Origin of the sequence: Paenarthrobacter sp. NPDC089675 (genome assembly GCF_044749185.1) — a bacterium.
Lineage (GTDB): Bacteria > Actinomycetota > Actinomycetes > Actinomycetales > Micrococcaceae > Arthrobacter.
In genome coordinates this window covers 16,765-28,576 of the sequence record NZ_JBIVHM010000015.1, presented here as the reverse complement: position 1 = coordinate 28,576, position 11,812 = coordinate 16,765, and the positions used below count along the sequence as shown (strand labels likewise).

Annotated in this window: 13 protein-coding genes; 7 read left to right on the top strand and 6 right to left on the bottom strand. The window is 64.7% G+C overall.

The window, feature by feature from the left end; genetic code table 11:
* The first annotated feature begins 14 nt into the window (after positions 1 to 14).
* Both ACIPY2_RS21005 and ACIPY2_RS21000 read left to right on the top strand, forming a co-directional pair.
* Positions 15 to 926, top strand: a complete 912-nt coding sequence (locus tag ACIPY2_RS21005; protein ID WP_400268343.1) for a fumarylacetoacetate hydrolase family protein — start codon at positions 15 to 17, stop codon at positions 924 to 926.
* A 3-nt stretch (positions 927 to 929) separates the two neighbouring features.
* Entirely contained in the window at positions 930 to 1,691 is a 762-nt protein-coding gene (locus ACIPY2_RS21000; RefSeq protein WP_400268342.1) for an SDR family NAD(P)-dependent oxidoreductase, read from the top strand.
* Between the two features lie 15 nt (positions 1,692 to 1,706).
* Here the strand turns inward: ACIPY2_RS21000 and ACIPY2_RS20995 are convergent, their stop codons facing one another.
* A complete protein-coding gene (locus tag ACIPY2_RS20995) occupies positions 1,707 to 2,858 on the bottom strand; it encodes an FG-GAP repeat domain-containing protein (protein ID WP_400268341.1) in 1,152 nt (383 codons plus the stop codon).
* A 371-nt stretch (positions 2,859 to 3,229) separates the two neighbouring features.
* Here ACIPY2_RS20995 and ACIPY2_RS20990 point away from each other — a divergent pair, with 371 nt between their 5' ends.
* Positions 3,230 to 4,537: an ATP-binding protein gene (locus tag ACIPY2_RS20990; RefSeq protein ID WP_400268340.1), complete on the top strand. Its 1,308-nt coding sequence runs from the start codon at positions 3,230 to 3,232 to the stop codon at positions 4,535 to 4,537.
* A 152-nt stretch (positions 4,538 to 4,689) separates the two neighbouring features.
* On the top strand, positions 4,690 to 5,934 hold the full coding sequence (locus tag ACIPY2_RS20985) for a low temperature requirement protein A (RefSeq protein WP_400268339.1): 1,245 nt from the start codon (positions 4,690 to 4,692) through the stop codon (positions 5,932 to 5,934).
* Between the two features lie 10 nt (positions 5,935 to 5,944).
* Here the strand turns inward: ACIPY2_RS20985 and ACIPY2_RS20980 are convergent, their stop codons facing one another.
* From ACIPY2_RS20980 to ACIPY2_RS20970, 3 genes are read right to left on the bottom strand one after another with little or no spacing between them, the layout of a single operon-like run.
* Positions 5,945 to 6,760 (bottom strand): hypothetical protein, encoded by an 816-nt coding sequence (locus tag ACIPY2_RS20980; protein WP_400268338.1) that lies wholly within the window; start codon positions 6,758 to 6,760, stop codon positions 5,945 to 5,947.
* On the bottom strand, positions 6,757 to 7,323 hold the full coding sequence (locus ACIPY2_RS20975; protein WP_400268337.1) for an RNA polymerase sigma factor: 567 nt from the start codon (positions 7,321 to 7,323) through the stop codon (positions 6,757 to 6,759). The genes ACIPY2_RS20980 and ACIPY2_RS20975 overlap by 4 nt, the downstream gene beginning before the upstream one ends.
* A 55-nt stretch (positions 7,324 to 7,378) precedes the next feature.
* Positions 7,379 to 8,167 carry an SDR family NAD(P)-dependent oxidoreductase gene (locus ACIPY2_RS20970; RefSeq protein WP_400268336.1) on the bottom strand — a complete coding sequence of 263 codons (789 nt, stop codon included), beginning with the start codon at positions 8,165 to 8,167 and terminating at the stop codon, positions 7,379 to 7,381.
* 106 nt (positions 8,168 to 8,273) lie between these two features.
* On the opposite strand from ACIPY2_RS20970, the gene ACIPY2_RS20965 reads away from it, so the two are divergent.
* The gene (locus ACIPY2_RS20965) at positions 8,274 to 8,885 is read left to right on the top strand and encodes a TetR/AcrR family transcriptional regulator (protein ID WP_400268335.1); all 612 of its coding nucleotides are present in this window, start codon (positions 8,274 to 8,276) and stop codon (positions 8,883 to 8,885) included.
* Here ACIPY2_RS20965 and gluQRS read toward each other — a convergent pair.
* Positions 8,882 to 9,784, bottom strand: a complete 903-nt coding sequence (gluQRS, locus tag ACIPY2_RS20960; RefSeq protein ID WP_400268334.1) for a tRNA glutamyl-Q(34) synthetase GluQRS — start codon at positions 9,782 to 9,784, stop codon at positions 8,882 to 8,884. The genes ACIPY2_RS20965 and gluQRS overlap by 4 nt on opposite strands.
* A 346-nt stretch (positions 9,785 to 10,130) precedes the next feature.
* Here gluQRS and ACIPY2_RS20955 point away from each other — a divergent pair, with 346 nt between their 5' ends.
* Positions 10,131 to 10,589, top strand: coding sequence for an Lrp/AsnC family transcriptional regulator (locus ACIPY2_RS20955; RefSeq protein ID WP_400268333.1), 459 nt, complete (start codon positions 10,131 to 10,133; stop codon positions 10,587 to 10,589).
* Positions 10,590 to 10,591: 2 nt separating this feature from the next.
* Here the strand turns inward: ACIPY2_RS20955 and ACIPY2_RS20950 are convergent, their stop codons facing one another.
* Positions 10,592 to 11,047 carry an Lrp/AsnC family transcriptional regulator gene (locus ACIPY2_RS20950; RefSeq protein WP_400268332.1) on the bottom strand — a complete coding sequence of 152 codons (456 nt, stop codon included), beginning with the start codon at positions 11,045 to 11,047 and terminating at the stop codon, positions 10,592 to 10,594.
* Positions 11,048 to 11,151: 104 nt separating this feature from the next.
* Between ACIPY2_RS20950 and ACIPY2_RS20945 the strand changes: the two genes are divergently transcribed.
* Positions 11,152 to 11,799, top strand: a complete 648-nt coding sequence (locus ACIPY2_RS20945) for a LysE family translocator (protein WP_400268331.1) — start codon at positions 11,152 to 11,154, stop codon at positions 11,797 to 11,799.
* Positions 11,800 to 11,812: the final 13 nt, after the last annotated feature.

Below are 11,812 nucleotides of genomic sequence, written 5' to 3'. Positions count from 1 at the left end.
GCACGGAGGAAGCCATGACCTTGAAATTCGCCAGGCTGGGTACGGCCGGAAACGAACAACCGGCAGTCATCGCCCAGGACGCCAACGGCGCTGAAAAGTACTACAGTCTCGCCTCGCTGACCACGGATATCGACGGCGGCTTCCTCGCTTCCGACGGCATCGCCCGTACCCGCGAAGCCCTGGAATCCGGCAAACTCAAGGAAATTTCCGCCGAAGGCGTCCGCGTCGGAACGCCGGTTGCCCGCCCGGGCAACGTCATCGCTATCGGCCTCAACTACACGGCCCACGCAGCTGAATCCGGCGCCACGCCACCTGAGGTTCCCGTCGTTTTCCTGAAGCCGACCAACACCATCAGCGGCCCGTTCGACGCGGCTCCCATCCCGCCGTCGTCCGAAAAGTACGACTGGGAAGTTGAACTGGCGATCGTGATCGGGAAGGAAGCGTCCTACCTTTCGTCCGCTTCGGAGGCTGCGAACCACATTGCCGGCTACGCCGTGGCCAACGACCTCTCCGAACGGGATTACCAGATTCCCGGTGCGGCAGGGCAGTGGACCAAGGGCAAGAGCCTGCCTGGTTCCACTCCCTTGGGCCCGTGGCTGGTACCTGCCGACGACATCGAGCCCGGCAACCTGAGGCTGCAGACCCTGGTCAACGGCGAATCACGCCAAGACTCCAGTACCTCGGACATGATTTTCGATCCCGCCACGATCGTCCACCACCTCAGCCAGTACATGGTCCTGGAGCCGGGCGACGTGATCATCACGGGAACGCCCGAAGGGGTGGCGCTGTCCGGGCGTTTCCCATTCATCCAGCCCGGCGACGTGATCGAGCTGGAAATCGACGGCCTGGGACGCCAACGGCAGGAGTATTACCGTGCCGTGGCGGGCGCCGCACACCCCGTTTCCTTCGTGGGCACCAACGCCTAAGCCGTGGCAACCACTGTGGGCAACGACTTTGAAGGCCTCGCGGCACTCGTGACCGGAGGCGCTTCGGGCATCGGGGCGGCCATTGCGGACCGTCTCGCCGCCGGGGGCGCCCAAGTCGCCGTCCTCGACTTGAACCCGGAAGCCAGCCCGCACTTCGGCGTGGAATGCAACGTGGCCGATGACGCCTCAGTGCGTTCCGCCGTCGAGCGTGTTGCCCAGCGGTTCGGCCGCCTGGACGTGGTGGTCAACAACGCCGGGATTGGCGCCCAAGGCGACATTGCTGCCAACGACGACGACGAGTGGTTGCGCGTGCTCAACATCAACGTCGTCGGAATCGCGCGTGTTAGCCGGGCCGCCCTGCCATACCTGCGCGAGTCGCCGGCCGCCACGATCGTCAACACGTGCTCGATCGCGGCGACGGCGGGGCTCCCGCAGCGCGCGCTGTACTCGGCGTCCAAGGGGGCGGTCCTGTCCCTGACGCTCGCCATGGCGGCCGACCACGTGCGTGAAGGAATCCGCGTCAACTGCGTAAACCCGGGCACGGTAGACACGCCGTGGGTTGGACGATTGCTTGATGCCGCCGCGGATCCTGCTGCCGAACGTGCGGCCCTGAACGCCCGCCAACCACACGGGCGGATGGTGGATCCGAACGAGGTAGCCGGTGCCGTCGCGTACCTCGCGAGCCCGCTGTCAGGTTCGACGTCGGGAACCTCGCTGGCGGTCGACGGCGGCATGCAGGGTTTGCGGCTGCGTCCGGTTCAGTAGGCGGTCGGGGTTGTTTCAGTAGAGCCCGTTGAAGACGTTCCAACCCCAGCCCACGGTCTCGACGCCCTTCCAACCACCGCGGCCATCGCCGTAGTACATCAACAAATCACCGGCGGCGTTGACGCCATGGACGTCATTGAACCCGTCGCGATCGAAGTCCCCTGCGCTGCCCACCATCGTCAACGCGTTCCACCCCTGCCCGATCTGGCGTGGGACGGTCCACCCGCCGCGACCGTCCCCGCCATAAAGATAGAGCCGCCCGGACTTGTCCTTGGCCAGGACATCCACGCTTCCGTCACCGTCCCAGTCCCCGGGACCGATGAGCAGATCCATCACGTCCCAGCCTTGGCCGACTTTGGCTCGGGGGTTCCAGTTGGCAAACGGCTGCGAGGGGTAGAGGTAGAGGTCGCCGTTCGCGTCCGCGCCGAGTAGGTCATTGAGGCTGTCGCCGTCGAAGTCGCCAGGTCCAATCGCCAGAACCATGGGCTTCCACTGCCACGTGCCTTGGGGGTGAAGCGTGTGGAACCCGCCGTCGCCCGTTCCCGGGTACCGGTAGAGAGTGCTGGACGTTGTCTCCGCCATCAGGTCAGCGATGCCGTCGTGGGTCACGTCGCCGGGGGCAACGATCTTGGTGAACAAACCCCACCCTGGACCTACGTAGCGGGCTTCTTTCCACCCTTTGGCATTGTCATTGCCGAGGTAGAGAATGAGTGCGCCGCCATGGGTGCGGCCAATCAACTCAAAGACCCCACGGCCGGTGAAGCCGGCCGCACGCATTGGTTCCTGATCCACGGCCGCTGTTGCTTCCGTGATCAGTTCCTGGCCGGGGCACTTGCCGGGCGAAGCCTTGACGATTGCCGAGATCCGCCCTCCGAGGTCATCTTTCTCCAAGACATAGAGTTTCGGATCATAGAGCGGGTTCCCTTCCACAGGCTGACCGTCGCGAAGCCATTGGATGGAGTACCCCGGATCCCCTTGACTGCCGCAATCGGCAAAGTACTCCTGGGCACCGTCAACGAAGAGCCCCGAGCCGACGATTGCTGCACCGGAGATTCTTACGTCAGGCGCGTCCGCTGCGTGCGCGGCTGGCACGTGACTCGCGCCCAGAATTGTTGCAAGCAGCACACCATAGACGCCGCTCCGGACCTTTGCCGAAAATGTGCGCACGGTTCCCCCTCAGTAGAGCCCATTGAAGATGTTCCAACCCCACCCGACGGTCTCAACACCCTTCCAACCGCCGCGCCGCCCAGCTGGTCCTTGCATCAACGGGAGTCCTCGCAGACACCTACTGCGGCGGCAACGTCGTCGTCCTGGGGCGAGACGAACGACTCTCCCCCACCTATGGCGCGACAAGTGGCTTCGTTGCGCTCATCTTAGGCGGGAGTCACGACGGCGGGACGGACCCCGGCGCCGACAGGCCGCCGTCGTACTTTGCCGCGTAACGCAACGGTCCCGCAACCTCCTGTTCGCGCGATTCCCCTATGCTCGACTCCAAGGCATCAACGGCGATCCACCTAGCAAACCCGGGAGACATGGCCATGACCAACTGGCGTATCAGGGACTTTCACTCGTCCGACCTGGACGGAATCCTGCACCTGTGGGAGTCGCTCAAGGCCGATGGCGTGGAGCCGGTGTACGCCCTGTCCGAGGTTTTGGCCTCCTGCGAGAAGGACCACGCGGTGGTCGCGGTCCAAGGCGAGCAAGTGGTGGGTGCGGCCGTCGGGCGTGCCGCGCACGATCAAGGCTGGATCGTCTTCCTGGCGACGCTTCCCGAGTTCCGGGGCCGCGGCATCGGCACCTCGCTGCTGGCCGCCGTCGAAAACCGGATGGCTCCGCACGGCCTCAATAAACTCTCCGCGCTGATGCCGGAGACCGAAACGCGGGTCGAGGCATTCCTGGGCCGCGGGTTCGAGGTGAAGAAGAACCTGCGCTACTTTGAGCGGACCATTCCCGTGCAGCGCCAGGAACTTGGCGCGCTGGGACTGCTCGGCGGACGCATCCTTGCCCGCGACCTGTGGGAGAACGTGGCCGGCATGAAGCGGGAGAAGGAACTGCTGGAACGCCGCCTCGTCCTTCCCTTGGCCGAAGCCGACCTGGCCGACGAATACGGGGTGGTCCCCCCGCGTGCCGTGGTGTTGTTCGGTCCTCCCGGTACCGGCAAAACCACCTTCGCCAAGGCCATCGCGTCCCGGCTGGAGTGGCCGTTCGTGGAAGTCTTCCCTTCACGGCTGGCCTCCGATCCCAAGGGCCTCGCCGGTGCCTTGCGCGAGACGTTCCTGGAGATCGCCGAACTGGAACACGCCGTGGTGTTCATCGACGAGGTGGAAGAAATCGCCTCGCAACGAGCCGGCGACCCGCCTTCACCACTGCAGGGCGTCACCAACGAACTGCTGAAGATCATCCCCGCCTTCCGCGAACAGCCTGGCCGCCTCCTGGTCTGCGCCACCAACTTCATCCGCGCTCTGGACACAGCCTTCCTGCGACACGGCCGCTTCGACTACGTCATCCCCATCGGCCTGCCGGACGTCCACGCCCGCGAAGCCATGTGGCAGCGCTTCATCCCCGCCACGGTTGTGGACACCGTGGATATCTCGCTGCTGGTGGAACGCACCGAAGGCTTTTCGCCCGCGGACATCGAGTTCGCGGCACGGAGCGCGTCACAGCGGGCACTGGAAAAGGCAGTGTACGACGGCGCTGCCGCGGCCCCGGGGTCGAACGGCACCAACGGCCGCAAAGGTCCCGTCACCCAGGACTACCTCGACGCGATCGCGGACACCCGCACCACCGTTAGCGACGAGGTGTACCAAGAGTTCCTCGAAGACATCGACGTCTTGGGCCGGGTGTAGGCGGCCTGGGCCGGGTGTAGGCGGGCTCGCCGAGTTCGTGGAAATACTGCCTAATCGTGGGGACATTTACAGCGACCCGGCAGGTTTCCCGCGTCGCGACGCATTCCCGCGATCTCGGCGCACGCCACAGCACCGGCGGTAATCTTTGAGCTATGTCCACGAACCCCCTTCGCCATGCCCTGGCACGCATGGGCGGCCGCGATCCACACGAGAAGCACCGCACCGCAACCCCGCTTGAACTGTTCTTTGACCTGACCTTCGTCATCGCGTTCAGCGTTGCCGCGAACCAATTGGCCCACAACGTTGCGGATGCACATTTCGGCGCCGGTCTCCTTGGTTTCTGCTACGCCATGTTCGCCGTGATCTGGGCGTGGGTGAACTTCACCTGGTTCGCCAGCGCCTACGACACCGACGACTGGGTGTTCCGAGTGGTCACCATGGTGCAGATGCTTGGCGTCATCATCCTGGCGATGGGCATCGAGCCGATGTTCCATTCGCTGCTGGAGGGGGACCACGTAAACAACGTGGCCATCCTCATCGGCTACATCGTGATGCGCCTGGCTTTGGTGTTCCAATGGCTTCGAGCGGCAAAGCAGGACCCCGAACGGCGGGAGACCTGCCTCCGCTATGCCAAGTACCTCGCCATAGTGCAGCTCGGCTGGGTTGCGGCCCTGGTGATCGAAACAGACGTGCTCACGACGTTCCTGCTGGCGGCGCCGCTGTTCGTCCTGGAAATGTCTGTTCCGGGCCTCGCTGAGCGAAAGATGCGGACGCCGTGGCACGCACACCACATCGCTGAACGCTACGGGTTGCTGGCAATCATTGCGTTAGGAGAATGCCTGGTTGGGGCGATCGAGACGCTTCGCGCAATCGTAGCGTTGCACGGTTGGTCGCTTGAGGCAGCCGTGGTGGGACTGGGCGGGACCGGCCTGGCCTTCGGCATGTGGTGGATTTACTTCATCCTGCCGTCCGGCAAGTCCCTCCATCTCCAGCGGCACCGTTCGTTCCTCTTCGGCTACGGGCACATGATCGTCTTTGCAGCTACTGCAGCAAGCGGAGCAGGACTCCACGTTGCTGCCTACTTCATCGACCACGAGGCCCATATCAGTGCGGCCGCCGCAGTCGCCTGGATCGCCGTGCCCGTGGCGATCTTCAAGGTCTCCCTGACCTCGCTGTATACGGCAATGCTGGGCCCGGACAAGCATGTGCTCTGGAGCACGGCCATGGTGGTGGCTGTCCTGGCCGGAAGCATCGCCCTTGCTGCTGCCGGAGCCTCGGTTCCCGTGTGCATGCTGGTGATGGTCGCTTCGTTGGGCGTTTCCATCGCCCTGGACGAACGGTCCGGACACAAGGGCAGGGCCGCTGCCCTCCGACGGCTGGAAGCTGCCGCCGGCTAAGGTTCCCGCCTCAGAAGGACAGCGTCCTCACCTCAGTAGTGCCGTCGTCGTACGCCACCACAACCTTCGCGCCCTCGGAGGAAGCGTTCCGCAATTCCTCACCGGGCAACCACAATGCGAACTGCCCCATGGAAACAGTGGCGGCAACCTCGCCATGGGTTTTGCTCAGGTAGGTCATTCCGACGACGGCGGAACCCGCCTCGCCGGCCGCCATGGAAATGTTCCCTGCATCCATGGTGCCGGTACCCAGTGACGACGGCCTTAATTCCCGCGGCCCCAAGGGCGCCTCGGTGATTGGACGGCCAATCGCACCAATACGTGGTTTGCCGGAAAGGCCGAAGAGCTGCGGGGAATCGTCAGTGATGCACAGTGCGGAAAACCCGCCCAGACCTGCCAGCACAACCGTCGTCCACGCACCCCGGCGCTCCGAGATGGCGACCTCCGCTGCCGCGAGCTCCCCCTGGTACATGCCGCCGCCCACGTCCTTCTTGGAGGCCCTGCAGTCCTCGGCCACGTCATGGCGCTCCTTGGCGCTCATGCCGGAGGGCGCGGCGGTCCAGGTAGCGAAGGCTTGGTCACCGCCCGAAATCCCCGGCAGAACGATCAAGCCGGCGGTCACCACGGAAGCGGCAGCAGCCAGGATGGCGACGCGCCGCGCGCCACGTGGACGGTTGCGACCCGTCGCAGCCGCTTTCACACGGTGCGCCTGCGGCAGTTCGGAGGCCACAATGCGATGAAGGTCGGCGCGGGCCCGGCGGGGATCAATCCGATGGGCATCGGCAACGTCAAGGGATCGGAGCAGCGTGTCAGTACGTTCAGCATTCACGGCGTCGTGGTCCTCATCAGCTCGGAACCTGCAGCGGCAGGAGATTGGGGTACGTGTTCCAGCAGAAGCCGGAGTGTTCTCCTGGCCCTGCTCAGGCGCAGGCGGAAAGCAACGGGCGAGATGCCCAGCACCAGGCCGGCCTGCGTGGCATTGAGGTCCTCAAAAATCGCCAGCCCCAGCGCCTCCTGATGCACGTCCGAGAGGAGGCACCAGGCACGGCCCACATCCACGCGGCTCAGCACCACGTCCATGCTTTCTCCCGGTGCCTGGGCCAGCGCCGCCACAGCCAGACGCACTCCCAGCGCTTGGCGCCGCTGCTCGCCCCGCAGCGTGTTCAGCAGGATGTTCCGGGCTATGCCGAAGATCCAAGCCCTCGCATCCCCGGACTCCTCCGGCACCGCTTCATACCGCCGCCACACGGCAAGGAAGGTTTCGGCAACGACGTCGTCCGCCTGGTCCGGGTGTGCCCTGCGCTGCACGAACCTGTGCAGGTCCGCGTACACCGATTCGTAGAGCAGGCTAAAGCCGCGCTCCCGATCCGGCGGATTCAATTCGTCCCTCATGCTTTGTACTTGTCCCCCACCTGATCAAGTGTGTCGCATGAGTTCCCCGGTGGGGCTAGTCCTGCACGGCGCGGGCGGCAATTGCCACCGTGAGCGCACGCGGGAGGCGCTGGGCGAACCCGGCCGCCACACGGTTGGCCCAACCGGACACCACGCTTGCCGGAGTGGTATTCCCACCCAGGGCCTTGAGCGCCGTTTCCACCACTTGAGCCGAACTCTGCATGGCGCCGACCGCGGCGGACTCGCTGCCCAGCACTTCGAAGAACTCGGTTCGAGTAGCTCCGGGGCAAAGGGCCAGCACACGCAGGTCAGAACCCTTGGTTTCGTGGGCAACTGCTTCGGTGAAGCTCAGCACGAACGCTTTGGTTGCTCCGTACACAGCCATCCCGGGGATTGGTTGGAAGGCCGCAGTGCTTGCCACGTTCACCAGCGCGCCCTTCCCGGACGCCAGCATGCCGGGAAGGAAAGCCCGCGTGATGTCCACCAGCGCGGAAACGTTGAGCGCGATTTCCGAGGCGATAACGTCTGGATCCTCCTCGACAAGGGGGCGGCGTGTTCCAAAACCTGCGTTGTTGACCAAGGTGTCCACAGTGATTCCGCGCCCGGACAGCTCAGCGGCCAATGCCCGGCCCGCACCCGATTGGCCAAGGTCCATCGGGAGGACGGTCACGGACACTCCGTGCTTGGCGCGGAGCTGCTGCCCAAGGTCTTCCAGGCGGTCGGCACGACGCGCCACGAGGACCAGGTTGGCGCCGCGGGCAGCGAAGCGGGAGGCAAACTCGGCTCCGAGGCCGGAACTGGCGCCGGTAATGAGTGCTGTGGTGCCGGAGTAGGTCATGGTCATGGCGGTTTCATCCTTTGATGCTCGATCGACCGAAAGTAGTCAATGCCAACATCGTAGGCACTGCCTACATTGTTGTCAATGACTACTTCCGGGCTAAAATGAGGCCATGACTGACCAGCCCTACCACCACGGCAACCTTCGCGAGGCGCTGTTGGAGCACGCAGTGAGGACCCTCGAAGACTCAGGGCCGGACGGGCTCTCCCTGCGACAGCTCGCCCGCGACCTGGGGGTCAGCCATGCCGCACCCGCCAAGCACTTCCGCGACAAGCAAGCCCTCATTGACGCGTTGGCCAAGGCGGGATTCGAAATGATGAACGGGGCCATCGCCGCCGCGGCACGGAAAAAGGGCAGCCTCCGTTCACGGTTCGAACACGTTGCCAAAGCGTACGTCGACTTCGCCGTGTCCCGGCCAACCCTTCTTTCCGTGATGTACTCCACGAAGCACGAGTCCGGCTCCGGCGACGAACTCCGTTCCATCGGGGAGCAAGGGATGCTGGTGGCCCTGGCACTCATCGAAGAGGGCCAGAAGTCCGGAGAACTCGCCGAGGGTGACCCCGGAACGATGGCGATGGTCTGCTTTGCCGGACTTCACGGTACAGCGATGCTGGCAGCGGGCAAGCACCTTGAAGGCGTCAGCACCCAGGCAATCGTCAAGGCAGTTACCGACACACTGTGGGCCGGCATGGCAGCCGGGGCCAATGCCCTCCCGCCCGCTTAGCCGGACGGCATCTCCGCGGCAGGAGTCTTCCACACCCACGCCTCCCGGGGCAGCTCCTCCGGATTGAACGCCGCGACCGCGTACTGCAACGGCCCGGCGGGCAACCCCAAGGACTCCAGCAGCAGGTTTCGCACGCGTTCGGCAGGAATCCCGACGGCGGCAAGGTCGCCCAGCGTTACGGCACCGTCACGCTTTGCCAGCCGGGCGCCGTCGTGATTAACCACCAGCGGAACGTGCGCATATTCGGGGACCACCAGCCCCAGCAGCGTGGCGAGATAGGCCTGCCGCGGAGTGGAAGGGAGGAGGTCGTCGCCACGAACCACTTGGTCGATCCCCTGGGCGGCGTCGTCCACCACCACGGCAAGGTTGTAGGCGGTGACGCCGTCGTTGCGGCGCAGGACGAAATCGTCAACCACACCCTTGTAGTGGCCACGCAGCTGGTCCTCAACAACCCACTCACGGACGTCCGCCCGCAGCCGGATCGCGGCAGGCCGGGATGCGCGGCGGATCTCCCGTTCGGCATGGGAAAGGTCGCGGCACGTACCGGGGTAAGCGCCTTGCGGTGCGTGCGGCGCGGACGGTGCTTCCTGGATCTCGCGGCGGGTGCAAAAGCACTCGTAGGTGCGCCCGTCGGCGGCCAGGCGGTCAATCGCCTCGTTATACAACCCCAGCCGGTCGGTCTGGCGAACGACGGCGGCATCCCAGGTAACGCCGACAGCTTCCAGATCACGCAGTTGCACGGCCTCGGCGCCGGAGCGCGCCCGGTCCAGGTCCTCCACGCGCACCAGGAACTTCCGGCCTGTGGAACGGGCGAAGAGCCATGCAAGGATCGCTGTCCGCAGATTGCCCACATGGAGTTCACCCGAGGGGCTGGGCGCGAAACGTCCTGCGGAAGTCATGATCCAAGCCTATGCGGGCCAGGAAGGAACCCCGGCAACACAAGAGCCCCTCAGCTACCGCAACGATCCGGTGGCTCAGGGGCTCTTACTGTGATGCCCGCGAACGGGCCGGTGCGGAATGACAATGCGTGAACAAGAGTCAATCAGCGGCTGCTTCCTTGCGGGAAGCCTTGGCGAACGCCCGGGTGATGTGCCGTGCGATCGGTGCCTGCAGGGTCCGGCGGTAGCCCCGCCCTGCTTCGTTGCCACTATTTCAGCAATGGACATACAGTTGGTGCAACAGACTGGCTATGAATTGATCGATCTGATCAGTGCCGCGACGTTCTAACGACAGGAAGTAGTCACTTTGCAGGAACTCGACGCAACCGACCGCCGGATCATCGCGGCACTCGACGAAGATCCACGACTGCCGATCATGGTCCTGGCCCAGAAATTGAAGCTCGCCCGCGGAACCGTCCAGTCGCGGCTGGAGCGCATGACGGCCTCCGGCGCCCTGCGCGCGAACAGCAGCCGGGTCCTGCCCTCGGCGCTTGGGCGAGGCGTGGCCGCTGCCGTGAGCGCGGAGCTGGACCAGAGCCACCTCAACGAGGCCATTGCGGCCCTCAGGAAAATCCCCGAAGTCCTCGAATGCCACGCACCCGCCGGCGATACCGACCTCATCATCAGGGTAGTGGCCAAGAGCCCCGACGACCTCTACCGGGTCTCGGAGGAGATCAGGCTGTGCCCAGGCATCGTGAGGACGTCCACCAGCATGTTCCTGCGCGAAGTCATCCCCTACCGCACCACGGGCCTGCTCCAGGAATAGCGTCAGACAGGCGGCCCGATGTTCGTCTTCAGGTTCTTCATGACGAGGGTTGACTTCAGGCGTTCCACGGCCGGAAGGGCCGCGAGCTCGTCGTCGTAAAACCGCTGGTACGCCGGAAGATCGGCCGCCATGACCTTCAACAGGTAGTCCGGGGTTCCAAAGAGCCGCTGCGCCTCGACGATGTTTACGCTCTCGGTCACCTTGGCTTCGAAGGCAGCCACCGTTGTGCGGTCCACCTGCCGCAGGGTGACGAACACTATCGCCTCGAAGCCGAGCCCGACGGCGGCCGGGTCCACGTCCGCACGATACCCGCGGATCACGCCGGACTGCTCAAGATCGCGGAGCCGGCGATGGCACGGCGCCACCGTCAGGCCCACCTTGGCAGCCAGTGCTGTAGCAGTAATCCTGCCGTCCTCTTTCAGGTGGCGCAAAATAGTCTTATCTATGCCGTCAATCACGCAAGAATCTTACCGTCCAACCGCGGTTTCGAGCGAAAAAGGACAGCACTTCTCAAGCCGATTTCCCTAGAGTTTTCCTACCTGCCAAGCCCGTAAGGAAACCCGTGAATCCGCAGCTGTTCTTAGCCTTCCTGTTCGTGTCGGTCAGCCTGGCCTGCACCCCTGGCCTCGACTGGGCGTATTCCATTTCAGCGGGCCTGCGCCAACGGAGCTTTGTGCCCGCCGTCGCCGGACTCTGCAGCGGCTACGTGATCCATACCCTGCTGATGGCCGCAGGGCTGGCGGCCCTCCTCGCAGGAGTGCCGGGCCTTCTCGGTTGGCTCACCATTGCCGGCGCGGCCTACTTGCTGTGGCTCGGTGCCGGAACCATGCGCTCGTGGCGGGACGCGAGCTTCAGTGCGGAAGCCGGCGTCGTTCCCTCCGGGACCCAACTCCGCACCTTCCTGCAAGGCATGGGCACCAGCGGCATCAATCCCAAGGGTCTCTTGTTTTTTGTTGCTTTGGTGCCGCAGTTCGTCAGTCCCGAAGCCGCGCTGCCCATACCCGTCCAATCCGGGTTGCTTGGCCTGACTTTCGTAGTGCTGGCGGGGCTCATCTATACGGGCGTTGCCTTGGCGTCGCGGAAGTTGCTGGCTTCACGACCGGGCGCTGCACGCGCTGTCACCTTGGTGAGCGGAATCATCATGGTGGGGCTGGGCCTGGTACTGCTCGCCGAGCAGTTGCTGCCGCTGCTCAGCCGTGCCGCGGTTTAACTCGGGTTGAAAC